We start from the raw sequence: 25207 nt of genomic DNA, 5'->3' as shown, positions 1-25207 counted from the left end.
TCTGTAGACTATGCGGCTGGGTATCGGCTGATTGCTTTTAAAAAAGCCGCGAAATCACTGGTGATCCGCGTTCCTGTTGCCACAACACGCCAATCCCGGTGAACGACCTTTCCTGTATCCAGATTCCACCATCTGCGTCGCTTAACATGCAAATACACTTCTTGTCCCCGTATAGGAAAGTCCTGCAGAATGACTTCATCAAAGAAGCCCTTTGAGAGCAACTTACTGGTCTTGTATTCCACCGGAGTGGAGTTGATCTCTTCCAGGTAAATATGAATCCCGCTAGTGTCTTTTTTGTGATCTGTCAATTGGAAATAATCGGATACTCCTTCAGGAATAATCAAGGGAAGTAGGGCTTTAAACGACTCGTGCATTTATGGATTTTATGCCCGCTAATATCTTACTTTTACTCTTCTCTCCACAACTTTTGTCCCTGTTCCGCGATAGTTGGTTTTCAATACCTTAGTTCTGACAAACAATGACGGATAATCCACCACTAATCCTGATTCATCAACTTGAATTGTCGCTTCAAAATCATTCGGAATATTTTCATAATGATATTCAGAATTAGATAAGCAGGTATATCTCTGGCCTACGGGCTTTATTTGTCCACCCAAAAGGTCGCAATAAAGCACCATGATTTCCCGGGTCTGGTTGAGCTTTAGTTTAAGTCTGCGTATGGGAAGTGTGTTACTGAAAGGCGTTAAGGAGATATCCACGTCAATACATCCTTTGAACTGGTTAGCTTTTTTACTATTATTCATCCAATTACCCTTGCCATCGCCTTCCAGTTTAATTATTTGAGTCTTGCTATTATGCTGACAAGTAAGGTCTAACAATACAGTTTCCCAGTTTTGGTTTGTTTCTATTCGATAAGCTACTTTGTAAATACTTTCGTCATAACACCCAATTATTGAGGAAGTAATGATTGAGCCTGTTGCCTTCGTTTCTATCAAACAGTTTTCTAACGAGTAATATTCCCGTCCGGTCCAAAGTATATTAGTCTGCATAGTCATTTTATAATTACCGAGGGTTAGGGCTTGCAGTTGTTACAGCATTAACTTGTACATAGGTGTGAAGCCAGCACTAATGTAAAAGAAAGTACTGAAATGGCATAACCACACCAGCCGTAAATTGCAATAAGGCAATTGGCGGGCGCCGGTATCTTTGTCGCGGAGCTGAAATGAAACTCGGGCACTGGAGAATTTGGTGAAATAGGTTTTAAGTCTTTCTTAACTCACGCCCAAAATAATTTGAGGAAATAAAATATACATGATTTAGGGTAATCACCAGCAGCAATGAATTCGTGATTTTCAACAAACGGCATTTTTGTACCAATAAAAGAGGGGTGAAAGTTTATAAAAAACCTATAGAATGTCTGACCAATCCCTGACCAGAACCTGATCTCGTCAGCATCTCGTCAGTATCTCCTCAGCATCATGTCAGACTCTCGTCAGACTTTAGTCTGACATGATGCTGAGGAGATACTGACGAGATGCTGACATGATGAGGCACTGGTAAGGGGTTTATCAGAGCTTTGTCAGGCGGTGTACTCATATTTGCCTCCCTGAGGCCCCCCTTCTTTTAGTACATTATTAACGTTTATCGGATTGATCCTAACGGCAGGATTGAACAGAGGTAAAGAGATCTGACTAAAAATCAGTTGACTTGCCAATGTTCTCAAACGTGGTCAGATCATTCTCAACAGCTTCTATCTTAGTGTGGGCCATGCCCAGTGAGTCAGAACCGAGGAAAAGATGCAGAGGGCGTTTTTCCATTTCAGCCACCTTGATAAATGCAGCGGCGGCTTTTTCAGGATCACCCGGTTGGTTGCCAATGATCTGATCGCTATGTATCACCTCTAAATCGCGGGCCTCCTTATATTCTTCGATAGGGTTCGCTGCTGTGTGGAGTGAACCCTGCAGTAAGAAGTTGGTTTTGAAGTATCCCGGATACACGATGGTGGCGGTTACGCCCAGCGACTGGGTTTCTGCTGAAAGTGCTTCGGTAAAGCCCGCCACGGCAAACTTAGTGGCGTTGTAGATGCCCCAACCAGGGAACGTTCCAAGAAAACCTGCAATAGATGAAATGTTAAAAAACGCACCCGATCTTTTTTCGCGAAAATGCGGCATAACGTTGCGGATCACGTTTAATGATCCAAATACATTGACATCGAAATTTTTGCGTGCCTCCTCATCCGTTAGTTCCTCGAGGGTGCCTAACTGGCCGTAACCTGCGTTGTTTACTACTACATCTATAGCGCCCAGTTTGGCAATAATCTCCGAAACGGCTTCTCTAACACTTCGGTCATTGGTTAGATTTACTTCGAGGGGAAGAAAGTCGCTACTTTCAACGCCCGTTTCTTTTCGTAACGCATCTGCATTTCTGGATGTTGCCGCTACCTTATACCCTTCACTCAGCAATCGTTTTACCAGTGCTAAACCTAAACCTTTTGAGGCTCCTGTAACGAACCATACTTTTTGTGTTTTCATGTCTATGATCATTTGTTTGTGTGATACAAATTTGATCATAGCTCGCACAATGGTGTTTATTCAAAACAAAGAAGAATTTTCGAGTTTCAAATATTTACAGGTATCATCGCGTTTTTCCGGTAAGCAGACGGTGAGGTATTTGTCTTCTTTCTGAAAAATGAGGTGAACGCTGCTTGTCCTGAGAATCCCAACCCGTCACTGATTTCATTGATTCCCCAATCCGTTTGCACCAGCAGCGACTTAGCCTCATAGAGCAGGCGGTCCTGTATATGTTCCCTTAAGGTCTTACCCGTTTGGGTCCTCACTAAAGCGTTGAGGTAGTTTGGATGAACGTGCAGCTCGTTCGCAAATTCCGCTGCTGTTTTTAATTTAGCGTATGTGTCACGTTTTTGAACCTGAAATGCAGATTCAAGCAGAGATAAGAAGCGATAGATATATCCGTACTCTTCGGAAATAGTCGTTTTTGCGAGATTTCTTCCTGCGCGTTGGCTTTCCAGCAAGAGCATCTGGAGCTGAAGTAAAATAGCTTGCTTTTTATCATCATTCGCGCCGCGGTCTTCGCTTAGCATCGCTTCAAAATATCCGTTGATGGTGGCAGACTGTTCATCTGTAAGCCGGATAACGGCTCTGTCTGGCGCAAAATACGGATATTGACGGAACAAATTTAGCACGTGATCTGCGTCGGGACCGAAGTATTCAGGATGGACCAGGCAAAAATGACCGCCCGTTTCTCCGGATGTTGTTTGCCACGACATGATCTCATCCGGATGAATAAACGCAATTTCATTCGGGCCCATTTCATACCGGTGTAATCCTACGATAAGTACGCCTGTGCCAGATGTCATATGGAAAACCTTATAAAACTTTCTGCGCTGCGGTGATATATAATCTCTTATCGGAAAGTTGTTACGGTTCTCAATAACAAAATATCTGGAATTGAGCGGGTGATATTCTATATTCAGAATCGGAACTTTATAGCCCTCCCGTGCAAAAGTCTCCAGTTCCAGTCGGGGGATCGTTGAATTCTCCATACGTAGTTATAAAAGATAGCCTTGTTGGATTTAAAAATAGCAAATTTATAGCTAGAGAAGTCCTTTTGGCTAAATCCTTTCTCCAATACTCCGTACAGTTCTATGCTAGTTCTAATTTGCTATCTTTGAATTTTGCAAATCAGTCCATTGAAGAATATCAGGAATATATCGCTAGAAGAGTTTTACAAAGAAGCTGCGGCTTTTACTGGTAAGGATATTATTACACTTTTACCTCCAGGTATCAATAAAGAGATAGGGCATTTTAACGTATTTGATATTTATGAAACACTAAAGGAGGTAAAAAGGAAACAGGCAATGCCTTACAATCGGCGGGCCTATTATAAAATTAGCCTGATCAGAGGGAGAAACAAAGCTGAATATGCTGATAAAGTTATTGATGTTAAGAGGAATGCCCTGCTATTTGCTACTCCTAAAGTTCCTTATCACTGGGTGCCTCAAGACGAAAATCAATCAGGTTCTTTTTGTGTATTTACAGACGAGTTTCTAATAAAAAACAAAAGTGGTATAGTTCTGGATGAACTTCCGATTTTTAAACCAGGAGGTTATCCTGTCTTCGAGATTACCGATGAAGAAGCAGAGGAAATAGGACTGATATTCAGGAAAATGAAAAAAGAGATAGCTTCTGACTATGAGTTTAAATATGATCTGCTTCGAAACTATGTGTTAGAGGTCATTCATTATGGACAGAAGCTACAACCGGCTACAGCTTTACATGCAGACCAAAATGCTTCGGCGCGGATCATCTCCCTTTTCATTGAGCTGTTGGAACGGCAGTTCCCTGTTGAATCGCCCAACCAAAAACTCCGGTTACGGTCTGCCAAAGAATATGCTGAAAGACTTTCTATTCATGTCAATCATCTTAATAAAGTATTAAAGGAAAATACAGGCAGAACCACCACCGAGATTATAAGTAGCCGGATGCTCCAGGAAGCCAAAATCCTGTTGAAGCAAACGGATTGGAATGTTTCTGAAATTGCTTACAGCCTGGGATTTGAGGAAGTAGCACACTTTTCTAATTTTTTTAAAAAACAAACTGCCGTTACCCCGCTCTCGTTTCGTTCTTAAACGTCAATATTTGATTTTAGTAAAAATTGGATTGATGTTCGCAAACCGGAGCTCTGCTTTTTGACTGACATTTGTTTATCAAATAAATAACAAACGAAACAAACTATGGAAACTACAAAAAGTAAGATCGCTTTAGTAACGGGCGGAAGTCGAGGCTTGGGAAAAAATATGGCAATCAGCCTTGCGAAAAAAGGAGTTGATATCATACTCACCTATAACAGCAATAAGCAGAAAGCTGATGAGGCCGTGGCAGAAATTCAGTCACTTGGCCAGAAAGCCATTGCTTTTCAGTTGGATACAGGCAATGTAAAGGCGTTTGCCGAGTTCTTTCGTCAGGTAACAGAACATCTTGAGGAGCACACTGGTAGTCCGAATTTTGATTTTCTTATTAACAACGCAGGGACTGCACTTTATGCACAGTTTGCAGAAACTACCGAAGAACAATTTGATGGGATTATGAATATTCATTACAAAGGAGTATTTTTCCTTACCCAAAAAGCACTACCTTTTATAAATGACGGTGGGCGTATCATCAATATTTCATCAGGACTGGCGCGTTTTTCTTACCCGGGTTCTTCGGCCTATGGCTCTATGAAAGGCGCGATAGAAGTGCTTACACGGTACCTTGCAAAAGAATTGGGTTCACGGGGCATTGCTGCAAATGTGGTAGCACCTGGCGCTATTGAAACTGATTTTGGTAATGGCCACGTGCGAGATAACAAAGATGTAAACGACCAGATAGCAGGTTTAACTGCTTTGGGCCGCGTTGGGCTGCCGGAGGACATCGGCGGTGTAGTGGCATTTTTATGTACAGAAGAGGCGCGTTGGATAAACGGGCAGCGAATTGAAGTATCGGGCGGTGTGAGCCTTTAGAGAAAAGTACCTTATGTATTTCATAGCGGTGAAGTGTCACACGTTTTATTTTACCACATCGGTCCGATATATTTAATCGTAAAATTAAAACGAGGCGACTGTGCAGGTCGAGGCTAATCTATGACAATAGTAAGGAAATAGGTTACTAAGCTAAAGGGTTTTGAGAGAGAGTGGATCAGCCAAAGTGATCCACTCTTCTCATATAAAGAGAAGTCAAATACCATTTGCTAATAAAAATAATTAATCTATTTTTGCACGCGGTTTTACCGGAATATCTTTCGGTTCGTAGAATTTAAGAGGCCCGTTCGTCTAGGGGTTAGGACGCAAGATTTTCATTCTTGAAACAGGGGTTCGATTCCCCTACGGGCTACTTGATGGAAAGGGTTCAGATTTTATGAAACTATAGCAAAGGCCATGTTAGTACGACATGGCCTTTGTTAATACAGGGCAGTTATTTTCTGCGGACAGCAATCCAGACCTCACTATAGGCACAATCCTTATTATTCGAGTCGGTTTTCGTAAATGAAAAAGTTGGCGCATTTATCAATTCGAAATCGGATGCTGGAAGCCACTCTGCGTAGGCTTTGGCCATAGTTTCCTGTAATATTGAAGGGAACGGCCCTTTATTTGGAAATACTACCCAGGAATGAGCTCCCACCGGCACCTTTTCTAATTGGCTGCTTGTTTCCTCTATGGTAGTCAATACACCGATTAGATGTGTTAGCTCTCCTTCTTCTTTTAAAAATTGATGATCGGCATTATACGAAACATTTACTATTTCGAGAGGTGCCAGGTTTTGAATGGCGCGCATTTCCATTCTCTGTTTTTCTGTTATACTTTGGGCCAGTTTCAATATTTCGTTATTAATCCCCTCAAATTGCATGGGGACACGTTTACTTACGCCTACAAAATTGAACGCTGGTTTTTCTTCAATTCTAAATTCCATTGTTTTTCCTCCTTTTATTGTGATGACGAATGATAATTTTGGGAACGATCTGCCAATATTGTTTTTAGACACCTCTGACGGTAAGCAGCCACTCCACTTTTTGAATGCTCTTGTGAATCCGTCCATAGATTGGTAGCTATATTTAAAGGCAACATCCGTTACTCTTTCGCCGTTCAACAAGTCTTTGTTTGCTTCCGATAGCTTTCTGTTCTTAATGTATTCACTAAGTGTCAATCCTGAAAGGTGAAAAAAGACTGTTCGAAAATGATAGTCTGATACACCTGCGTAATCGGCGATCATTTCGAGTGAAATATCATCTGTTATGTGATCTTCAATATATTCAATCACCCGGTTAAGTTCTTTTAACATTGTTTTTTTTATACCTCAAAGTTACTTGTGCGTTGCAACAAGTGCTCGACTTTTCGATAGAACAAATATCGAATTTCAGAATCAGTCAAAACGCTTCTCAAATGACGTATGAAAGAAAATCTGCTGCCATTGAGGCAGCCGCACGAGTTGTAAATGAGAAAATGTGCTTGAACAGGCTGGCAGAGATCATAGTACTACAGCCATTTGGCGAGGTATTTATTTATATGGAGATAAGCACCTTGGTACAATTATTTACCAGCCAACATAACTTGACCTGCTCATCCAGTTGGTCATCTGTAACGTTCGCATGTGCTTTTAGTCCCAGATCATAGGCCTCCCCGAGTGTTTTCGACATGTCGGCCTTCGACAACTTCACCCCTAATGTCCGCTTTGCGGGCGCCTCAACAAAAAGATAAGCTGACGAAAGCCAGGTCATATTATCGGCGATGTGAAGCAGCTGTTCCCGGAACGTCATTTCTTCTGGCGATGGCCTGAAATCATATTTGTCTTCGGGCATCAGATCTGCCAGTTTCAAAGTATAAGTCTTACTGTTTGCCCATTTTTGGGCCAATTGTGCTTGCAGACTGTCGGTGGGCTGTGCAGTAGCGGGACCCAAAGAGCCGGAGAAACAGGCTTTGCGATAAGCGCAGCGGGTCTTATTTCTTTGGAAAAGAAACCATTCTGTAAAATTTCAGGAACGCTATTTTTCCAAACAATCATGTTGAGTGCTGCCCTTAAAATCTATTAGTTTGCGGAAGTCTTTTAGTACCGGCTCAATAGATTTACATTTCACTTCTTTGCTCTGCACCTCTTCTGGCCTTGGATTGTTGGAGGAATTCGACCTCTTTATATATTTTTTCTCCAGACAAAGGAGCGGTTTTTCTTTGACTATGTACAACCGCTGTTCTGTGATATCATCTTTAGTTGCACCTTCGGCTGCCTGTCCTGATTCAAAGCTCCAGCTTACTCCTTTAAAGTGAGCAAAGAACAGGGTGCTGTTACTTAAGAAATACAGGTCAACAGCAGAGAAATGGCTGTATTCATTGTAGCTATGCTTTATCATAGCTAGTTGCCCTTTGTCAGAAAAGTAGGTAATGGTTCCGTTTCTTTCCTGATTGCAGTCATACTTAAAAGATATAGAATCCAATAGCCCGTGCTGTAGCTTGTCGTTTATAATAGCATACCTCTGTTTGATCTCTTCCACCGACAATGGATTAGAGTTAACTGTCCCGGAATTCGAGTTTGCTGGAACTGAATCAGTTTTAACCGTCATTGAATCAGTGTCGAGAGCCGCCTTGTCTTCACTATTGCGCGTTTGTCCGCAGGAAAAGAAAATTAAGCACAGTGTTAAATATATGTAGGGTTTCATCTGAATAAAATCACTTCATGTACTAAACGGTATTTGATCCTATAAGTTTTGTATCCCTCGAATCAGGTAAGGTGTGCCATGTTATACGTGGGACTTCTTTATCTGAAGGTTCCGCTTTGCTGAATTTATAGGTTGTTAGTAAAGCCGGGCAGCTCTCTTAATCTTCTATAAGCAATGTGGAACCAGTGTGTGTAAAGATAGGGTCTTATTTCAAGATCATCATCAATGGTTTCTAAAGATGTGAATTTCCAGTCTGCAACTTCTTCCGGATTTACATCCGGCGTTCCTGAGAAGCGGCCGGTATAGACATGGTCGTATTCATGCTCGAACATTCCTTTATCCAGGCTCACGTGGTATAGAAAGGAAAATGACATTGTCAATGGGCAGGATATCCCCAATTCTTCTCTCAGCCGTCGTAAGGCGGCATCGTCAGTTGACTCGCCTGGTCGGGGATGGCTACAGCAGGCATTGGTCCACAGGCCTCCTGAGTGATACTTTCCCAGCGCACGCTGCTGCAAAAGCATCTCATTGTTATTGTTCAAAAGAAATACAGAAAATGCACGGTGTAACTTCCCTTGCCGGTGTGCCTCAAGTTTCTCCATTTTACCTAACTGCTGGTCTGAACTATCTACCAGGATAACCTGATCAGCGTTGCTGTTCTTGTGGGCTTCCGTCATAACATTAAATTCTTTGAAGCACCATCGTTTGAAGCATAATCCCCAGTTTGTGACTGTTAGCAACCCTGATCCGTTCTGTCATGATCTTCTGCGGAGGCACTCGTTTTATTTTATTAAACAGTACCAGGTAGTAGGCGTAAGCAAGGTATACTCCTCTCCGTGCGCTTTTGGGAAGCCTTTTTATCCCTTCAAGGGCCTCCCTGAAATCTCCGGCTATTTCATTTTCAATTTTTATTTTATCGCAGTGAGTAAAGTTCTTAATATTCACCTGCGGAAAGTATAGCCTGCCAAGTTCTTCGCTGTCGGCCTTTATATCGCGCAGAAAATTAATTTTCTGAAATGCAGAGCCTAGTTTCATTGCCGGATGTTTCAGGGATTCATACAACGCTTCATTTTTATCACAGAAAACCCGCAGGCACATCAGTCCAACCACCTCCGCCGAGCCAAGTATATATCTTTCGAACAGATGCCTTGAATAGAAGTTATGATGCAGATCCATTTCCATGCTGTCAAGGAAAGTATCGATCAATTCCCTTTCAATCCCATATTTATGCACAGTTTGCTGGAAACTGTTCAAAATGGGATTCAGACTAATGCCGAGATCGATAGCTGTATATGTTTGCTCCCGGAAGTCTTTTAGCAATTGTTCTTTCGGATAGCCATGAAAGGAATCGACAATTTCGTCTGCAAATCTTACAAAGCCATAGATCGCATAAATAGGATCATGAATCTCCCGGGAAAGAAAACGTATGCCAAGCGAAAAGGAGGTACTATACGCCCTGGTCGTCATTTTGCTGCATCTAGCGCTGATCTCGTCAAAAAGAGCTTTCATCTGGTCAATATTTGTAGTTGATAACTATAAAGAAGCAGTTCTGGCTGTATCCTTATCATGGCCGCTTATAGCCATTAAATATGTATTGTCTGTCATTCCAGGCCTTTATTGTTTCTTATAAACTATATTCTTATAGACTCCATTCTTAGGTGCGTTATATCCTAATATTCAAATATAGTATTTTGTTTAGGGTTTTTATAAAAACATTAAACAAAATACATAAGCTGTTAAACTCGCATCCGCTTATTTACACCATAGTTGGGTTGTTTGGACTACTTATTAAAAGAATATAATGGATTTGTTTACATTTGAATGTGCAATAGTTAAACAGGAATAGATAGGATTAGCGGTTTGCAATAAAGAAGGCAAAGATGGCAAATTGGAGATGAGATGCTATCTCTCATAATATAAGATGAAAATTATAGAGAATTACTCAATCAGAGATCTTGAAAAACTCTCAGGAGTTAAAGCACATACAATTCGGATATGGGAAAAGCGTTACGGGATAATTAGACCTAGCAGAACAAGTACTAATATAAGGTATTACACCAATGAGGACTTAAAGCAATTGCTTAACATCAGTCTTCTTAATAAGAATGGGTATAAGATTTCGGCAATATCAAAAATGTCTCCTTCTGAAATATTAAATCATATCTCTGCAGTTATGCTGCTGAAGGACAATACAGAAGGATTGAACGAGAGCCTTTTGATGAGTTTGATTGAAATGAATGAGACAAGATTCACCCATGCCTTCATGTCTATGGTCATAAAAGTGGGATTTGAAAAGGCTATTATTAAGTTTATCTTTCCTTTCTTCGAGCGGATAGGTATTATGTGGCAAACCGGGTCTATTAATCCGGCACAGGAGCACTTCTTTTCAAATATGATCAGGCAAAAACTAATAGCTGCAACTGATGCTTTGGATATTGACAGCCAATCAGACACAAAAACGGTAGTGCTGTTTTTACCTGAGAATGAGTTGCATGAAATCGGCCTGCTTTTTTATAACTATGCACTAAGGGCGCGCGGCTACAAAACCATCTACCTCGGTCAGGCTGTTCCATTCGAAAGTCTTGAAGCCGTAATGGATATCTGCAGGCCCGATTATGTAGTTACCGGGGTGACTAATTCAATCCATTCGACCGATTTTCAAGCTTTCTATGAACGACTTCAGCGTCTGTTACCTGATAACAGTATATTCTTAACAGGCCCTGTGCCAAAGGAAATATCGGAGAAGGATGACAATAGAATTCTTACGGTTAAAGATCTTCTCTTGTTCCTCAATATTCAGCTTTAATTAGTTGCTTAGTTCCCCACCTTGTGTGCTTTAAAGTTTGCGATAAAAGATTGTTAAGACAGTTTCTTTATCAAACTTAATGGGGGCAATATGAAGACGCAGGGGAGAAGCCGTTGGAAGTAGATCGTGATGTAAAAGCAGAAAAAGAAACATACCTTTCCCGGAATCGTTTCCGTAAATAATTCCCTTTGAAACATAGGGAGGCGCACTTTTTTTTGTCAATTTTACCTGATCAAACATCAGTTTTAAATAGATTAAACGTATGTCATCAGAATTTTCAGGAAAAGTTGCAGTCATAACAGGCGGCGGCGGTGTGCTTTGCAGTACAATGGCAAAAGCATTATCAGCTCAGGGGGCAAAAATTGCTATTCTCGATTTGAAAGCCGAAACAGCCGAAAGAGTAGCGTCAGAAATTAACAGTGCAGGAGGGCAGGCCGTTGGTGTAGCCTGCAACGTCCTCGATGCTGAAAGCTTAAGGGCTGCACATGCTAAAGTTGTCGAACTATTGGGCACCTGTGATATACTTATTAACGGCGCCGGAGGGAATCATCCCAAAGGAACCACATCGAAGAATCACCTGTATCCGGAAGATCTCAACTCAACTGAAGAGGGATTGAAGACTTTCTTCGACCTCGACCCGGAGGGCATCAAGTTCGTATTCGATCTGAATTTTATCGGAACGCTTCTTCCCACACAGATATTCGCCAAAGATATGGTAGGAAAACAAGGAGCTACTATAATCAATATTTCTTCGATGAATGCCTTTAGGCCGCTTACAAAAATTCCGGCATATAGCGGAGCCAAAGCTGCAATATCTAACTTTACTCAATGGCTTGCCGTTCATTTTTCTAAGGCAGGCATTCGCGTAAATGCATTGGCCCCCGGATTCTTCCTTACCGACCAGAACAGAAGCCTTCTTACCAATCCCGATGGTAGTCTCACTGATCGTGGGAATACGATTATGTCGCATACACCAATGGGTCGTTTCGGCACACCAGAGGATCTGACAGGCACCGTGCTCTGGCTTTGCGGAGAAGGTTCGGCATTCGTTACTGGCGTAGTAATACCGATTGACGGTGGCTTCAGTGCCTTCAGCGGAGTGTAGGAGTTAGTATCAAGTATCAAGATACAGGATGCAAGAATCAGGAAGGTATCATAAGTAATAAGTAATACGTAATAAGTAGTAAAGGGTAGTTTATTTTGGGAGGGATTACTGAATATCCCTGCAACTCATAACTCATATCTCATAACTAAATAATGGCTTTAGAACAAACATGGAGGTGGTACGGTCCCAAAGATCCCGTTTCCCTCGCAGATATCAGACAAGCAGGAGCAACAGGTATAGTAACAGCCTTGCATCATGTACCCAATGGTGAAGTGTGGTCCGTAGAAGAGATCATAAAAAGAAAAGAAGAAGTTGAGGCCGCCGGATTAACCTGGTCGGTTGTTGAAAGTGTCCCGGTTCATGAGGATATTAAAAGGCGGTCGGGCAGCTATCTGCAATACATCGAAAATTATAAACAAACGCTTGCTAATCTGGGAGCATGCGGTATTGATATTGTTTGCTATAACTTTATGCCGGTACTGGACTGGACAAGGACCAATCTCGACTACCCTATGCCCGATGGTTCTACAGCCTTACGTTTCGAAGCAGCAGCTTTTGCAGCTTTCGAACTTTACATCCTGAAACGGCCTGGTGCAGAGGAAACATTTACAGAGGATCAGAAGCAAAAGGCGAAACAGTATTTAAGTCAGCTTTCAGAAGCCGACAAGCAGTTGTTAATTAAGAATATTATCGCTGGCCTTCCCGGCTCGGAGGAGGGTTATACCCTTGAAGAATTTTTGAAGGTACTCGCCGGATATAATGAAATTGGTCCGAAAGAACTGAAAGCAAATCTTTTCCACTTCCTTGGGCAAGTCATTCCCGCGGCAGAAGAAGCAGGAGTACTGATGTGCATTCACCCTGATGATCCGCCATATCCAATTCTGGGTCTTCCTCGCGTAGTAAGTACGGAAGCCGACATCCAGGAGTTGTACGCAGCTGTAAACAGTCCGAATAACGGACTCACTTATTGCACCGGATCTTTTGGTGTAAGAGCAGACAACGACCTGCCGGGAATGGTAGAAAGACTAGGCGACCGGATCCACTTTATCCATCTCAGGAGTACAAAACGAGATGCCGAAGGGAACTTTCACGAGGCAGATCATCTTGCAGGTGATGTAGATATGTATGCTGTGATGAAAGCCTTGCTTGCTGAACAGAGAAAACGCGAGGCTGCAGGCCGTAAAGACCTGCGTATGCCTTTCAGGCCTGACCATGGCCATAAGATGCTCGACGATCTCCATAAAAAGACGAATCCCGGATATTCAGCAATAGGCCGATTAAGAGGCCTGGCGGAATTAAGAGGCCTCGAGCTTGGAATACTCAGGAGCTTGAACAATTGACAATTGACAGTTAGGAGCGACAATTGATACAAGCAGTACTGTCGGCTGAGCATGTACTTTTTTCTTTGACCGCAAAGAAAAAAGCTACCAAAAAAGAAACTCGCGGCTGCTTTCGTTGCTTTGAAATATTGTGCTTTTACGAAGTTTAGCACTGCCGCAACGAAAAAGGCCGCAGATTGCGCTTACGGAAGCTTTAGCCAAGTCATTTGATAAGAAATGGGTTGACCAATTGATAATGCACAGGGTACAATTGCAAACTGCCCTCTATGCATTATCAATTGTCCTTTGTCAACTGTCCATTATCAATTATCCCTTGTCCCTTGTCAATTGCCTCGTCGATTCCCTCTCAATCAGAGTTGATGTAAGCACAATTTTCCTGTCTCTGAGTTCAGAGGCAGTCTTTCCTAAAGCGCCGAATAAAGCAGTGGCAGCCTGTTTTCCTATTTCAAAGGCAGGTTGGGTGATCGTTGTCAGCGGGGGATCAAGCAGAGAGGCTGTGCGAAGATTTGAAAAGCTGATGACCTTCACATCAGCAGGTATCCGAAGGCTCAGTTCTTTACAGGCTTCATAAAGCAGGATCGCAAGAACTTCTACAGAAGCAAATATCCCGTCCGGCCTTCTTTCTGAAAGCAGCAGCGATTTTATTTTGCTGTAGTTCTCCTCAGAATTGTTGCCGCAATGAATAATGAAGTCGTCGTTTACAGGGATATTTTGATCTTTCAAAGCATCCATATATCCCTGCATTCTCTTCTGATCAATAGAAAGATTCTTGGAAAAAGCGAGATATCCTATTTCTCTGCATCCTTTCTCAATTAAATGTTTGGTTGCCTGATATCCACTCTCGTAATCGTTCGTTGTTACTTTTACAGTATTTATGCTTTCGCAGATTCGGTCAAAAAAAACAATTGGAATGTTATATTCTTTCAGTTCATGAAGATGACTGATGTCGTCGGTCTCGCTTGATAAAGACATCAAAACGCCATCAACCCTCCCGCTCATAAGATGGCGAATAAAAGCAGCTTCTTTTTGATGATTTTCATGAGTTAAGTATATCAAAACATGATAGCCATTGGCTTGTGCGATTTCTTCAATTCCCCCTATCGCCAGGGAAAAGAAGTTATTGGCAATTTCAGGAATAACAATAGCAATCGTATTACTGTTACGTTTCCTCAAGCTCCGGGCATATGGATTAGGATGGTAATTGAGCTTTTTAGCCAGGGATAGTACTTTTTCCTTCGTTTCGATGCTGATATCATAGCTGTCGCTTAAAGCCCTCGACACTGTCGACACAGCCAGGTTCAATTCCTTCGCAAGCCTTTTTAGATTTACCTGATCCATTTTAATACGAATATATAAAAAGGATATTTGTTTGTCTTTGGAAGACTGCTATAATCTTTTGAATTGCAATCTGAGAAACTCTTTTCAGCTTATCATATTCGTAAAAAAAGAGGGTGCCTGAAAAGACACCCTCTATACGATTAGCCATTAATTGTCCATTATCAACTATCCATTGTCAATTCTCTCAGATGTTCCCTTCGTCCTTATCATCATCGTTCACATGCAACGTATCTGCATGTTGTTCGGGATGATAATTTGCCTGTAGCTCTGCCAGTTTCTTTTTGCCATAAGCAAATCTGGTGATCAGAACAAATAACACAGGAACAAAGAATATGGCAAGGAGAGTAGCTGCAAGCATTCCTCCAAATACAGTCCAGCCAATGGTTTGCCGCGCTGTTGCCCCGGCGCCCGAAGAAAGCATTAGCGGGATAATACCAAGTATAAACGCTAGTGAGGTCATGATAATTGGTCTCAATCTGAGTTTTACAGCCTCGATAGTCGCCGCGATGAGTTCCATACCCCAGTCCACACGTTCTTTAGCAAACTCGACAATCAGGATGGCGTTTTTTGCAGCCAAACCGATCAAAGTTACCAGACCAATCTGCGCATAGATGTTATTATCCAGTTTTGGCAAGAATATTAAAGCAAGGATAGCCCCGAATATACCAAGTGGAACAGATAGCAGGATTGAGAACGGTACCGACCAGCTTTCATACAGTGCGGCAAGCAGCAAGAATACGAAGATAATACACAAGCCAAATATCAGAATTGTACTGTTCCCTGCCTGCCTTTCCTGCAAACTTAAACCTGAGAAGCTATATGTATAACCCGCCGGTAGTGTCTGAGCCGCTACTTCCTCCAGTGCGTTCAGCGCATCGCCACTACTGTAGCCCGGAGCTGCACTACCACTGATCTCAACAGAACGAAACAGATTATAGTGGTTGATAATAGAAGCATTCTCTTCCATTTTGTAAGAAACGAGCGCGCTTAAAGGAACGTTAGTGCCGCTTATGTTTTTTACATACAACTTATTGAGGTCTTCTATGTGACTTCTAAACGTGGTATCGGCCTGGGTAACTACCCTGAAGTTACGCCCATATCTTGTAAAGTCATTAATATAGCTGCTGCCCAGGTAACTGGAGATCGTGCTATAAACACTTCCAACAGATACTCCCATTTTCTTTGCCTGATCCCGGTCGACGGTGAGCTTATAATTTGGAGTATTGGCATTAAACAGTGTATAGGCCATTGCAATTTCAGGCCGCTGATTTGCTGCACCTAAGAATTTGTAGACCGATCCTACGAAGTTTTGAATTTCGCCTGCAGCCTGTTCTTCAATCTGCAGACTGAATCCTCCGCTCACTCCCAGGCCGGGGATAGGCGGCGGAGACACAACAAGAAGGTTCCCTTCCTTACTTCCTGCAAACATGCCCTGTACCTGACCTATAATTTCAGCTACCGTTCTGTTTCTTTCTTCCCATGGAACCAGCTGGACGAAGAACGTCCCCGCATTAGATTTAAACGCCCTGTTAAGGATATTGATACCGGCAATAGAAGTTATGTTTTTTACTTCAGGAACCTGTTTTTTGATAGTCTCTGTGATTCTCTGCAGAAAAGCGTCTGTTCGGGCTCCCGATGCTCCTTCGGGAAGACTCGCGCCCATCAGGAATATCCCTGCATCCTCGGTTGGTATAAACCCGGCGGACTTTGCTCTGAACAGTCCGAAGGCACCTACATAGATACATACAAGAATGATCATTACTAAAGGAGCCTTTCTGATGGCCCATCTTACGCCATCCGAGTACTTATTGGTGGTCCTGTGAAACCATACGTTAAATTTAAAGAAATAACGGTTCACACCTTTTGACTCCTTGTTCAGGTTCATTGGCACAAGCAACAGAGAACACAAAGCAGGTGTTAACGAAAGTGCCACGAAGGCCGACAATACCACCGACACTGCGATGGTTATCGCAAACTGCTGATACAGCTGGCCTACCATCCCCGGAATAAATCCTACCGGCACAAACACCGCCGCGAGGATTAAGGCAATAGCAATTACCGGAGCTGTAATGTCCTTCATCGCTCGTCGTGTAGCTTCTTTAGCCGATAACTTCTCATGGTCTATGTAATGCTGTACCGCTTCCACTACCACAATGGCGTCATCCACCACTATACCGATAGCCAACACGAAAGCAAGCATCGTAAGGGTGTTGATCGAGAAACCAAAAAGCGTGAAAAATATAAAAGTACCAATGATAGATACCGGAATGGCCAGTATTGGAATGAGCGTTGCCCGCCAGCTTTGAAGGAAGAAGAACACCACAATCGTAACCAGGATCAGCGCCTCAACTAACGTATGTATTACCTCGCTGATGGACGCTTCAATTACGGATACAGTTTCGTAACTTACTACATAGTCCATATCCTTGGGGAACGACTTCTTGAGCTCCTGCAGCGCTTTGTTAATCCCCTCTGCCGTTTCAACTGCGTTTCCTCCAGGCATCTGGTTGATCGCCATCATGGATGCCGTTTTCCCGTTTACCATCGCACGGGTAGAATAAGCAAATTCTCCCAGTTCTATTCTCGCTACATCTTTAAGATAAACAATAGAGCCGTTGGTTCCGGTTTTAACAATGATGTTTCCAAATTCCTCTTCTGTCTCAAGATCGCCATCAAGTACAACCGAAAATTCAAACGACTGATTCGATTGCTGAGGCGGACCACCTACAGTACCGCCCGGAATACGGATGTTCTGTTCCTGTATAGCGGCCGAAACATCAGCCGGGGTAAGTCCTAGCTGAGCCAGCTTGCTGGCATCGAGCCATACGCGCATACTAAATGGCTGACCGAAGGCCTGTACGTCACCTACACCCTTAACGCGTAAAATAGCATCACGGATGTAAAGGTTCACGTAGTTCGACATAAATTTCTGGTCGTATGTGCCATTGGGTGAATATAGCCCCAGCACCATTAGAATATCGGTGTTAGCTTTACGTGTAGTTACACCAAGACGCCTTACAGATTCAGGCAAAGCCGGTTCTGCAATGCCCACCCGGTTTTGCACGTCGAGTGTTGCAATATCTATATCTGTCCCTACTTCAAAGGTGACAGTGATACTTGAGCGGCCATCAGACGTACTGTTTGATGACATATAGATCATCCCCGGAGTACCGTTAATCTGGCTCTCTATAGGGGTGGTGACCGTTTTTTCAACAGTTTCTGCGTCTGCCCCTGTATAACTGCCGTTTACGGTTACAGTTGGAGGCGAGATGTTGGGATACTGACTGATCGGCAGGGTAGTGATAACAATAGCTCCTACCAGAACGATCAGTATGGATATGACGATGGCGGTTACCGGACGTCTTATAAATACTTCTGAGATCATAAAATTCTTCTTACGGTAATCAATTATTTTTGTCCGGGCGCCGGAGCCTGGTTTGCACTAGAGGGGTCAGTTGGCTGTATTTTAGTGCCTTCCTTTAAATTTTGAGTGCCGGCGCTGACAATAGTCTCACCCTCTTTCAGACCGTCCTGAACAACTACTTTATCCTCTGTTTTAATACCCAAGGTGATCTGCCTCTGCGAAACCTTGCTGCTGTCTCCTACAACAAACACCGAGAATTGTCCCAACTGTTCAGTAACCGCAGCATACGGAATTACTATTTGTTCTCCTGACTGTTTATTTGGAACTTCCACCGAACAGTTCATCCCGGCTGTGAGCCGGCCCGAAGTATTCGGAAAACTGGCCCGTACCCTAAGTGTTCCTGTCTGTGGATCTACCTCCCGGTCAACAGCAAGGATTTTTCCGCTTGCATTATATTTTGTTTGATCCGAAAGAATGATGTTAAAGTTTGCTGCTCCGGCCTGTTGTAACTTTACAAAATAAGGGATGTCTTTCTGATTAACAAATATGTCGACTCCAATAGGGTTCGGAGACGAAATTGTGTTGATCAGCGTTGATCCGGCGGTAACCAAACTGCCTTGTTTTACAAGAGATATTCCTACCTTTCCCGATACTGGTGCAACAATTACAGAACGTCTTAAATCAGTGGCAGCGGTAGATAGTGCAGCTTCTGCTGCCGATACCTGGGCCTGGGCGGTTTGGAGGTCGGCCTGTGCATAATCAACACGCTGTTTGGCAATCGCATCCTGTTGTGCAAGTCTGGTGTATCGTTCGGCATCCTTCCTTGTCCGCTCAAGGTTTGCTTTAGCAGTCTGAACCTGCGCTTGCGCAGAGCGGTATGCCGCCGAATAACGGCTCCGGTCTATTTCGTATAGTTTCTGTCCTTTCGAGACAGTTTGCCCATCGCGAACGTAAATCCTGGTAATATACCCGTTTACTTCCGCTCTCAGCTCAACTTCGTTCAGTGCGACGACAGTTCCCGGATAGGTGTCAACACCTTTTACTTCCTCTTTTGATACCTTATACACAGATACAGGTACAGCCTGGGGGGGCGGTGGTCCCTGTTGCTTTTTGTCGGATCCTCCGCAGGCGCTAATAATGGTTGCGCATGTAATAACAGAGGCAAATGCTAAATTTCTATTCATCAGAGTTTTCATTGTTAAAAGGTAATGGTTCCTAAAGCTTGTTGTACGTCGAGTTTGCTTGATAATAAGCTATATAATGCGTTGAGATAATTCACCTGGCTCGTTCTCAGATCGGTCTCTGCAGTCATCAGTTCGAGATACGTTTTAATACCTTCGTTGTACTGTAACTTAATGGTATTGTAAACATCCCGCGACAGCTCTACATTTTGTTTTGCTGTTTTCCAGTCATTGAGGTTTGCTTTATATGATGCAAGGGCCGTTTCGTACTGTGTGAAGATCTGGTTTTTTGTATTCTCAAGATCGAGGTCGATACGGCGTTCCTGAAGTTGCGATTTTCTGATCTCCTGAATGCGCCTTGTTCCTGTAAAGATCGGCAGGCTTAACGTTAATCCAGTAACGGAGTTAGGAAAGTATCTGTCGTAGAGGCTGCCGAAGTCGTTGTTAAAATAGTTAAAATTATAATTTATAAATCCCGACAGCGTAGGCAAGAATGATAGCTTATTGTAACCGGTGTTAAGCGATTGAAGTTTCCTCTGCGTTTCCAGCAGCCTGTATTCAATCCTGTTCTGGTAGTTGAGCTGTTGAGTCGTGTCCAGAAGGACCGCGCTTTCCATGCTCGTATTATCAAAAGAAAGATCCAATGTTTTTTCCGCCGGATATCCCATCAGTTGCTTAAGATTGGCGTACTTCGACTTCAACATTTCAACTATTCTCTTTTTGTCGGCATTGGCGTTACTAAGGCTGATCTGCGCCCTTTTGTAGTCGGTTTTATCAACGATCCCACCCTCATATTGAGCATAGGCATCTTTCAACTGTTTCTCCAGCCTTGCAATATTTTCATTTGTGATAGTTAGCTGCTCATTACTGGTAAGGATATCGTAAAATGCCTTACTTACATCTACCACGGTATAGATCCTGCTGTTTTCGGTGTACTGCTTATATTGCAGGCGGTACCATTTTGCTGATTGCGAAGCCTGGATAAGTCCGGCATTCAGGATTTGCTGCGTTGCCTGCCCGCCTAACACGGACGTGTGTTTCTGCCCGGTTGTTACGATTTGGTCGCCAAAAGCAATTGTCTGCTGTTTAATATTGTAGTTGTATGACCCGGTCCCCGTAATCTGCGGTAACCATCCTGAAAGGGCAGAATTAATATCCCTCTCGCCAATCTCCTCGTCAATAAGAGATTGCCTTACCTCAGGCTGGTTTTTGAGTGCATAGTCAATACATTGCTGTAAAGTAGCATTCTGCAATGTTCTTTCTTCCTGTTGTGGCTGACCCTTTAGCAGAACCGGCGCAAGTAACGGGATGCTTACCAGTAGGGGTAAGAGGAGCTTATTATATCTCATGGTGTAAAAATTGTGTAATAGTTATAAGTAGTATGTATTTTGCTGTCGGCTTTCAGTAATTAGCTCTCAGCTATTTAATTTATCCTAATTCTTCAGCAATCTACTTTTTGCTCTCTTGTTCTTTAATTCCGTCCCATATCACCTCTGCCATTCCATAAAGGCGGTCGGTGGTGAAAGCATGATGACCCGAAAGATGAAATTTTGCTGCAGCCACGATACTACCGTGCACTATTGGCCCCAGCAGTTCGTAGTCCATTTTACGTATCAAACCATTTTCTATTCCATATGCCACAAAAGGTTTCACCTTTGTATTGAACTGCTTGCTTTCGCTGCCTGCAAATCGCTTGGCGTAAGGAGAATTAATATATTGTTCAAGAAAGTAAAGGATAGCAGGATACTCGATGAAAAAGCTGCACTGATTGACCCAGAAATCTAAAAACCGGTCCCTGTAGGGCCTGCCGGCATCATCAGTCTTTAATATTTCATCTGCAAGCTTATCTTTAACATATATATACAGCTCCCTGATTAATTCGTCTTTACTTTCAAAATAATGATAGATTGTTCCCGCTGCCACACCCGCATTTTTCGCGATCTGACTCATCGGAGTGCCATGGAAACCATGCTCCTTAATCAGAAGAAGAGTGCTTTCGAGAATGGCTGTTTTCTTGTGGGTCTGAGTATCTAATTGAATATTCATTCGGTGCGAAATTAACTCATCTTTTTATTACAATTACGATAATGAACTTATATGACATTAGTATGATAAGAGCCTTAACTTTTTAAAATTATCAATGCTTTCTTGGTTTTGTTGAAAGTTTCGTATTGCCTGAGAATCAAACAGTAAGATGTGTTAACAATCAAAATATAAAGTGATCTATATCAATCGGTTTTTTTACACCGAAATCTACTTTTGTCATACAAAAATTCTTTGCCATGACAGACGTTAATGATTGTATTTCAAGAGTTAGCCATTCAGTTTTTACATGTCCATGCTGCAATTCAGCATTAGATTATGTACAGTTGTTAAATGATGATAAAAGGATCCAGGAGGATTTCTTTGTGTGTGAGAAATGTGGGTCGCGTATTGAAAGCGTTTTCGTAGAAGAGGAAGATGTTCCTGCATTTTACGACTAAGAAGCACTCATTTTTTATTTACTATATATACTGATAAGCGGGAAATTGTTAAATCGTTTCCTGCTTTTCTTTTTTTGTACTACCTGTCTTTTATTTCTTCTTCACTTACAGAATGAGTTGCATTACATACCACCAGAAAGCGGTGGATATAAAAGCAAACAAGATGCCGAGGCCCACCATTAAGTTTGATAACTGAGCGTTCAGCTTATACTGATCAGCCAGGAGGTTTCCGGTGACAAGTGTCGGCATTGCCGCTTCAAAAAGACTTATCTGTGCAACCGGGCCCTTAAACCCGAATAGCAATGCTACCAGCAGCACCAATGCCGGCGCGATCATTAGTTTATAAATCAATCCGAAACTTAGGTTTTTAACTTCCGCCCTCCATTTTGAAAACTTAAGCTGTAGTCCAATAGAAAAAAGAGCGAGTGGGCCAACGGTTGCTATAAGCTTATCGAGTAAAGGGTTTACCGGTGATATATCGATGAAACGAGGGAGGATGAGAGCCGCAATGAAGGCAATAAAAGGAGGAAATTTAATAGCTTTCTCCAGGATAACCTTTGTAGAGAGCTCCTCTTTTTCAGAAGCCCTGAGTGCAGAAATAATGCCAACAGTGGATAAAAGTATGAAATTTACCTGGTCTGAGATAATAGCAATGCTTAGTTCCTTTTCACTGAAATAGGCAACGATCAATGGAAATCCCAGGAACGAGGTGTTCGACAAGCCCAGACTAAGTTTCATGCATCCTCTTGTAGCATTGTTAATAGGATTAAAGCGGGCATATATCTTGATAGAAAGCCATGCTCCCACCCAAACGATAACAGGTGCGATAGCAGGAAAAAGCATATCCATATTCCATTCAATTGCCGGAATATATTTCAGAGAGAGTGCCGGCAGGGCGATATATAACACCCAGGCATTAATGCTTCTGTAAGACCCTTTCGGAAGGGTTCTTGAAAAATTGAAAATTAAGCCTGCCAGCAATGATCCGGCGATCAGAATGAAATTTGTCATGGAATATTATAGAAAGCCAGCGGCTTTCCGGCTTCATAAAGGAATAAGATGCCTTTACATCTGCAAAAATAAGCAAAATTGCATGGCTTCACTCTGTTATATCTTTCATTTTTTCAATACGGGTCCAATCAAGATTCGACCGTTGGTAACTCATGATTTGTGGCGGCTCCGGATATCCGGATTATTTTTAGTATGTTTCGAGCCTTTTTCATTTATATGGTTACTTTTTTTGAAGCATCGCTAAGCCAGCTCTCAATACACCGGATCGGCAATAAATCGCAGGACGAGTTTTATGTTCTATCAGAACATCCATTCCGGATGGAAGACGAGACCCTCAACAATCTGCTGCTGCAGTATTTTCTGAAACCTTTTGAAAAGGTGAACGAAGTTTACCATTTCATGCACTCCAGCGACAATCTCGATCTGAACGAAGCTTTTCATTTTTCTACAGCGATGTTTGAAAATGAAGAAGCCTTTCATGAAAATACAGAGAACCTGGCAAAGTATCTGTATGAAATATCCACTCATCCCAAGATTAAACCTGGAGAGCTGTATGTAGCGTACTTTAAAAATGTTCAGATAGAAGGCGAACTTCTGGATGCTATTGGAATATTTAAATCGGAGACAAAGGAAACCTATTTCAAAGTATATCCTGATCAGAGCGGTTTCAAAATGGAATATGAACAGGAGGCTATAAATATTCAGAAGCTGGATAAAGGCTGCCTGATATTCAGAACATCAAAAGAAGAGGGCTACAAGGTGGTGGTGACCGATCAGACGAACCGGAATGCGGAAGCCGTTTACTGGAAGGATGAATTCCTCAAGCTGAAGATCAGGAACGACAGTTTTAATCAAACCAACAACACACTGGGAGTATACAAGAGTTTTGTCAGTACGAAACTCGACGAGGAGTTTGAAATGAACAAAGCCGATAAGATCGATCTCCTGAATAAGTCGATGAAGTATTTCAAGGAAAAGGAAAGTTTCGATATAGACGAGTTTTCAAACGAAGTGATTGGAAACCCTCAGGCCATCGAGTCGTTCAAAAACTTCAAGTCCGACTATGAAAAAGAGTTCGACACTCAAATAGCTGATTCCTTTGATATTTCATCCGCTGCTGTAAAAAAACAGGCCCGTGTATATAAAAGCGTACTGAAGCTTGATCGTAATTTTCACATTTATATCCACGGGAACAGGGAGTTGATTGAAAAAGGCTTTGATGATGGAAAATCAATGAACTATTATAAGGTGTATTTTAAAGAAGAGGAATAAGAGGGGCACATTGTGGAAATTTGTTGTTCTCTGCATCTCAATGATATAAACTTAAATTTAATATCATGGCAGAGCTTACTACCCGCAATGATCGTAGCTCAGGAAGAGCAAAGCATGCGCCCCGTTTAGATCTCACCCCGATGGTTGATCTGATGTTCCTGCTAATCACGTTTTTTATGCTTACCACTACATTGGCCAAGCCATCAGCGATGGATATAGCCATGCCTTTGCAGGATGAAGAACCGATCGGCCTGTCTGAAAGCAGGACAATGACTATTTGTATCGGTCATCATAACCAGATTCAATGGTACATGGGTACTCTCGAAGATCCGTTGATCACTCCGGCTCTGACATCGTTTGGAGCAGACGGAATCAGGAAGGTTCTTCTTGGGGCTGTTTCCGAAGTAGAGAAGATCACGGGCAGTAAGAAGAAGGGCCTGGTGGTACTGGTGAAACCAAGCAGTAAAGCGGTGTACAAGAACGTGGTGGATATTATTGACGAATTGCAAATTACAAAGGTACCTTCTTATGCAATTGTGGATATTTCAGATGAAGAAATACAGCAAATGAAAATGTCGGGGATTTATTAGGCTTGATCTTTTTTTGTAACTTGAACCGCTTATCCCTGAATGGGAGTTCGTAAAAAAGCAGCAAAAAAGTATGGCGGAAAATGAAGCCCGAAAAGAAAAAGGCGGGTATGAAAAAAGGATCAGCTACTTTTTGGTAGCTTTACTGTTAATGGCTCTGTCCTGCACTCCTTCCGTTAAACAGGAAGACCTGTACGGCACGTGGAAATATACAAAAGTTGAAAACCCGAATCAGGGAACTCCCAATGCAACTTCAGGAGACGAGTTAAAAGAGAACGATCCCTCCATCAGCTTTAGTGCCAGCGACAGTTTAAAGATGATCTGGGGCGGGAAAGTATTGTCACGCGGTACTTTTAAGCTTGAGTATCCTACCATATCCTATAAAGAACAATTACCCGGCGGTACAACGCGGAATATCCGTTTTCTGATTAAAAAGTTTGCAAACGACGAGATCGTTTTTGAAACGATGGAAGCTGACGCGGTAAGAGTAACGGCTAAACGAACTGCTCCCTAAAACGTCAGTCTCTTCCCTGGCGGTAATGTTACAGACCCAC

23 protein-coding genes and 1 tRNA gene are annotated in these 25207 nt (G+C 42.5%); 9 read left to right on the top strand and 15 right to left on the bottom strand.

The features are described 5' to 3' along the window. Nucleotides 1-8: 8 nt before the first annotated feature. The 4 genes from BDE36_RS24050 to BDE36_RS22720 all read right to left on the bottom strand — a co-directional run bounded on the left by BDE36_RS24050 (nucleotide 9) and on the right by BDE36_RS22720 (nucleotide 3523). Nucleotides 9-374: an ISAon1 family transposase N-terminal region protein gene (locus BDE36_RS24050; RefSeq protein ID WP_202616981.1), complete on the bottom strand. Its 366-nt coding sequence runs from the start codon at nucleotides 372-374 to the stop codon at nucleotides 9-11. Nucleotides 375-392: 18 nt separating this feature from the next. Next, a complete protein-coding gene (locus BDE36_RS22730) occupies nucleotides 393-1010 on the bottom strand; it encodes a putative glycolipid-binding domain-containing protein (RefSeq protein WP_161987787.1) in 618 nt (205 codons plus the stop codon). A 642-nt stretch (nucleotides 1011-1652) separates the two neighbouring features. Next, entirely contained in the window at nucleotides 1653-2492 is an 840-nt protein-coding gene (locus BDE36_RS22725; RefSeq protein WP_141816818.1) for an SDR family oxidoreductase, read from the bottom strand. An 86-nt stretch (nucleotides 2493-2578) separates the two neighbouring features. Then, a complete protein-coding gene (locus tag BDE36_RS22720) occupies nucleotides 2579-3523 on the bottom strand; it encodes a helix-turn-helix domain-containing protein (protein ID WP_141816817.1) in 945 nt (314 codons plus the stop codon). 147 nt (nucleotides 3524-3670) lie between these two features. On the opposite strand from BDE36_RS22720, the gene BDE36_RS22715 reads away from it, so the two are divergent. The 3 genes from BDE36_RS22715 (at nucleotide 3671) to BDE36_RS22705 (ending at nucleotide 5852) form a co-directional block, all read left to right on the top strand. Continuing rightward, complete coding sequence (locus BDE36_RS22715) at nucleotides 3671-4609, top strand: helix-turn-helix domain-containing protein (protein ID WP_141816816.1); 939 nt, start codon at nucleotides 3671-3673, stop codon at nucleotides 4607-4609. 105 nt (nucleotides 4610-4714) lie between these two features. Next, nucleotides 4715-5482, top strand: coding sequence for an SDR family NAD(P)-dependent oxidoreductase (locus tag BDE36_RS22710; protein ID WP_141816815.1), 768 nt, complete (start codon nucleotides 4715-4717; stop codon nucleotides 5480-5482). 298 nt (nucleotides 5483-5780) lie between these two features. After that, nucleotides 5781-5852 (top strand) — tRNA-Glu (locus tag BDE36_RS22705). Between the two features lie 81 nt (nucleotides 5853-5933). Here the strand turns inward: BDE36_RS22705 and BDE36_RS22700 are convergent. The 5 genes from BDE36_RS22700 to BDE36_RS22680 all read right to left on the bottom strand — a co-directional run bounded on the left by BDE36_RS22700 (nucleotide 5934) and on the right by BDE36_RS22680 (nucleotide 9675). Then, the gene (locus BDE36_RS22700) at nucleotides 5934-6797 is read right to left on the bottom strand and encodes an AraC family transcriptional regulator (RefSeq protein WP_141816814.1); all 864 of its coding nucleotides are present in this window, start codon (nucleotides 6795-6797) and stop codon (nucleotides 5934-5936) included. Nucleotides 6798-7017: 220 nt separating this feature from the next. Then, entirely contained in the window at nucleotides 7018-7332 is a 315-nt protein-coding gene (locus BDE36_RS22695; protein ID WP_161987785.1) for a DinB family protein, read from the bottom strand. Between the two features lie 165 nt (nucleotides 7333-7497). Beyond that, on the bottom strand, nucleotides 7498-8166 hold the full coding sequence (locus BDE36_RS22690; protein ID WP_141816812.1) for a hypothetical protein: 669 nt from the start codon (nucleotides 8164-8166) through the stop codon (nucleotides 7498-7500). 125 nt (nucleotides 8167-8291) lie between these two features. Continuing rightward, complete coding sequence (idi, locus tag BDE36_RS22685; RefSeq protein WP_141816811.1) at nucleotides 8292-8843, bottom strand: isopentenyl-diphosphate Delta-isomerase; 552 nt, start codon at nucleotides 8841-8843, stop codon at nucleotides 8292-8294. Nucleotides 8844-8847: 4 nt separating this feature from the next. Beyond that, nucleotides 8848-9675 (bottom strand): phytoene/squalene synthase family protein, encoded by an 828-nt coding sequence (locus BDE36_RS22680; RefSeq protein WP_141816810.1) that lies wholly within the window; start codon nucleotides 9673-9675, stop codon nucleotides 8848-8850. Between the two features lie 412 nt (nucleotides 9676-10087). Here BDE36_RS22680 and BDE36_RS22675 point away from each other — a divergent pair, with 412 nt between their 5' ends. The 3 genes from BDE36_RS22675 to uxuA all read left to right on the top strand — a co-directional run bounded on the left by BDE36_RS22675 (nucleotide 10088) and on the right by uxuA (nucleotide 13417). Continuing rightward, the gene (locus BDE36_RS22675) at nucleotides 10088-10972 is read left to right on the top strand and encodes a MerR family transcriptional regulator (protein ID WP_141816809.1); all 885 of its coding nucleotides are present in this window, start codon (nucleotides 10088-10090) and stop codon (nucleotides 10970-10972) included. A gap of 262 nt (nucleotides 10973-11234) precedes the next feature. Next, nucleotides 11235-12077 (top strand): SDR family oxidoreductase, encoded by an 843-nt coding sequence (locus BDE36_RS22670; protein WP_141816808.1) that lies wholly within the window; start codon nucleotides 11235-11237, stop codon nucleotides 12075-12077. Between the two features lie 152 nt (nucleotides 12078-12229). After that, the gene (gene uxuA / locus BDE36_RS22665) at nucleotides 12230-13417 is read left to right on the top strand and encodes a mannonate dehydratase (protein ID WP_141816807.1); all 1188 of its coding nucleotides are present in this window, start codon (nucleotides 12230-12232) and stop codon (nucleotides 13415-13417) included. A 306-nt stretch (nucleotides 13418-13723) separates the two neighbouring features. Here uxuA and BDE36_RS22660 read toward each other — a convergent pair whose 3' ends face one another. The 6 genes from BDE36_RS22660 to BDE36_RS22635 form a co-directional block, all read right to left on the bottom strand. Further along, nucleotides 13724-14755, bottom strand: coding sequence for a LacI family DNA-binding transcriptional regulator (locus BDE36_RS22660; protein WP_141816806.1), 1032 nt, complete (start codon nucleotides 14753-14755; stop codon nucleotides 13724-13726). 184 nt (nucleotides 14756-14939) lie between these two features. Continuing rightward, complete coding sequence (locus BDE36_RS22655; RefSeq protein WP_141816805.1) at nucleotides 14940-18140, bottom strand: efflux RND transporter permease subunit; 3201 nt, start codon at nucleotides 18138-18140, stop codon at nucleotides 14940-14942. Between the two features lie 23 nt (nucleotides 18141-18163). Next, the gene (locus BDE36_RS22650; protein WP_141816804.1) at nucleotides 18164-19303 is read right to left on the bottom strand and encodes an efflux RND transporter periplasmic adaptor subunit; all 1140 of its coding nucleotides are present in this window, start codon (nucleotides 19301-19303) and stop codon (nucleotides 18164-18166) included. Nucleotides 19304-19317: 14 nt separating this feature from the next. Beyond that, on the bottom strand, nucleotides 19318-20649 hold the full coding sequence (locus BDE36_RS22645) for a TolC family protein (protein ID WP_141816803.1): 1332 nt from the start codon (nucleotides 20647-20649) through the stop codon (nucleotides 19318-19320). 100 nt (nucleotides 20650-20749) lie between these two features. Then, entirely contained in the window at nucleotides 20750-21346 is a 597-nt protein-coding gene (locus BDE36_RS22640) for a TetR/AcrR family transcriptional regulator (protein ID WP_141816802.1), read from the bottom strand. 542 nt (nucleotides 21347-21888) lie between these two features. Further along, nucleotides 21889-22794 (bottom strand): AEC family transporter, encoded by a 906-nt coding sequence (locus BDE36_RS22635; protein ID WP_141816801.1) that lies wholly within the window; start codon nucleotides 22792-22794, stop codon nucleotides 21889-21891. A 216-nt stretch (nucleotides 22795-23010) separates the two neighbouring features. Between BDE36_RS22635 and BDE36_RS22630 the strand changes: the two genes are divergently transcribed. From BDE36_RS22630 to BDE36_RS22620, 3 genes are all read left to right on the top strand, one after another. Then, entirely contained in the window at nucleotides 23011-24066 is a 1056-nt protein-coding gene (locus BDE36_RS22630; protein ID WP_141816800.1) for a nucleoid-associated protein, read from the top strand. Nucleotides 24067-24131: 65 nt separating this feature from the next. Beyond that, nucleotides 24132-24656 (top strand): ExbD/TolR family protein, encoded by a 525-nt coding sequence (locus BDE36_RS22625; protein ID WP_141816799.1) that lies wholly within the window; start codon nucleotides 24132-24134, stop codon nucleotides 24654-24656. A 70-nt stretch (nucleotides 24657-24726) separates the two neighbouring features. Continuing rightward, nucleotides 24727-25167: a hypothetical protein gene (locus BDE36_RS22620; RefSeq protein WP_141816798.1), complete on the top strand. Its 441-nt coding sequence runs from the start codon at nucleotides 24727-24729 to the stop codon at nucleotides 25165-25167. Nucleotides 25168-25207 lie beyond the last annotated feature (40 nt).

The sequence above is a fragment of the Arcticibacter tournemirensis genome, from assembly GCF_006716645.1.
Classification (GTDB): domain Bacteria; phylum Bacteroidota; class Bacteroidia; order Sphingobacteriales; family Sphingobacteriaceae; genus Arcticibacter; species Arcticibacter tournemirensis.
This window is presented reverse-complemented; position numbering and strand designations above follow the sequence as displayed.